Below are 2,322 nucleotides of genomic sequence, written 5' to 3'. Positions count from 1 at the left end.
GCCGCAGGGAGGTAATCGATAAAATCATCCGTGGGATCAGCAGGAGTGCCATTATCATTCACCGTAGCTACACCATTTTCCGGCAAAAGGACGATACGAATGGCATTGGTACCGGGTAAATCAGGACCGAAATCGTCATTGGCCAGTACGTCCAATACCACGGGGTCTTCCACAAAAAGTTCAAAGGTATCGTTGACCGCAACGGGCATTCCATCACAGGCGTCCGGAATACCGTTTCCATCACCGTCCAGTTGATCATCTCCTGCGCAGCACTTGTCCAGACAGTCAGGAACACCATCCCCGTCCGAATCTGCTCGAACGTAGGCATAGTAGACGATGAAGTCGCCCAATACACTGGCATTAATCAGTCCACCCACCGAAATCCTTACCTCATTGAAGGCTGCCGTACTGGGAAAGCCGATGAAGGCAACATCGGCGCTGCCACTGAGCAGCGTAACCCGCACCAAGGGGTCATTGGCGGTGAAAGATTCAACAAATGCCCCGTTCAGATAAGTCGCAATGGAGATGCCTCCCAGCAGGCTTGCGCCCAGTAGTTCACTGCTCGCTCCTACTACAAAGCCTGCTTCATAGCCCCCGGGGAATACCGTATTTGCGGTTACCGCAATCGTGCCACTTCCCGCTACCGACGCAGTGAGATCCAATAGGGTTCCGGTCGATAAATCGTCATCCACCAGCGCCGAGAGCGGCTCGATGGTACAGGCTACACACAGCAGATCATTTATCCCCGTCTCGTCGTAGTTAATCCTTCCGCAGTAGTCAGCGCTAGCGATAATGGGCTCAATGCACAGCGCACCCGGGTCTACCAAGGGATCTACGCTAAAGGGACAACCCGGTGCCTCCGTAAAGGCATAATACACCCTCAGGGTACTTAAAGCCCCAACCGTTGGGTTGTAAACAATTTCTACTTCGTCGAAGGGCAGGCTCGTGGTGAAGCCAATGCGTTGAAGGTTTTCCCCGGCTCCGAGCAAGCCTACACCCAGCAGGCTTGCACTGCTGGCAATTTCCTGCTGCTGGTTGTCCAGGTAAGTGACCAACTGGACGGAAGACAGCACGTTCAGGTCCAACAGACCCGTGGGGAATTCAATGACGTAACCTACCCGGGTACCTGCGGGATAGGTATTGTTCGTGTCTTTTACCGAGACCAGCGAGCTTTGTACCAGCAGTGAAACCAGGTCGTCGTATTCCAGGAAATTCTCCAAATCAGTGTCCACCACGTTCGATGCATCGGCATCCGCACACAGTATGCAGATCCCCGTGAAGGTCATCTCGTCGTCCACGATTACGCCTGGCCCCACCAAGGGATCATTACAGGCCAAATCAGTACCGGAGACCACGTAATTGACCTGCACCGTGTCGCTGCAAACTCCGTCCGAGAGGATGAAGGTATAGATGCCTTCCACGGATAGACCAGTGACCACGCCCAGCGCATCGACGGTTGCCGGGCTGGGATTCCCGGGATCGGCGGACCAGGTCTGCCCTGCCATTGCGGGCGGAAGCTGGGCCTGTCCAGTACCAAATTCCGGGCAGGAGGAAATGTCCACTCCCGCATTAAGCATACATTCCGGATTACAGGCCAAGGGCAAACCAGCACTGTTCAGGATGTTGTCATCGCCCACGCATTTGTCAATGCAGTCCGGGACGCCATCAAGGTCCGTATCATAACGAATAAACGCATTGAAGATGTCTAATCCGCCTAAGAGACTGACGCCCGAGGTCGTTACCAATTGCACTTCATCGTAGGGGGCAGAGGTGCGGAAGCTCAATGACTGCCTCCCGCCGGGAAGCAAATCGACGGACACCAGGTTTTGGTCCAACTGCACGTTTTCTACCGGAGCACCACCTAAGTAGGTCCGGATGCGCATGGTGCTGAGAACGGATAGGTCTAGAAGACCCAAAATTCCGTCTGGAGCAACAACAAACCCCACATCCGAACCGGCGGGTTGTGCTGCACCAATGTCCACCGAAAGCGTAAAGGTCTCACCGACTGAAATGCCATAGTTGAAACTGGCATTGTTCCCCAGGTTGTCATCAATCGCATCACCAGTGGAGGTGATGGAACAACCTATACAAAGAATCCCACCGGAGAATGAGGTTCGTGCACCGACGATGGAAGGGGTAAAACCATTCGACGGAATAATCGCCGTCTGGCAATCCGCATCACAAAGCGGGTCTTCTTCAAAAGCATAAAACACCCGCACGCTTCCCAGCAGGGTGAGGGTGGAACTGAGGTACAGTTCAATTTCGTCAAAGGGCAAAGTGGTGGTAAAACCAAGGCGCTGCTTGCCGCCAGCGTTGCCCAAA

At 54.0% G+C, this 2,322-nt stretch carries 1 pseudogene; it reads right to left on the bottom strand.

Annotation, left to right across the window (positions count from 1 at the left end):
- A pseudogene (locus H9S92_RS22910) lies at positions 1–2,322 on the bottom strand (hypothetical protein); the annotation flags it as partial.

Source organism: Neolewinella lacunae (assembly GCF_014349155.1).
Classification (GTDB): domain Bacteria; phylum Bacteroidota; class Bacteroidia; order Chitinophagales; family Saprospiraceae; genus Neolewinella; species Neolewinella lacunae.
The sequence above is the reverse complement of the archived record's forward strand: the minus strand, read 5'-3'. Positions and strand labels throughout refer to the sequence as shown.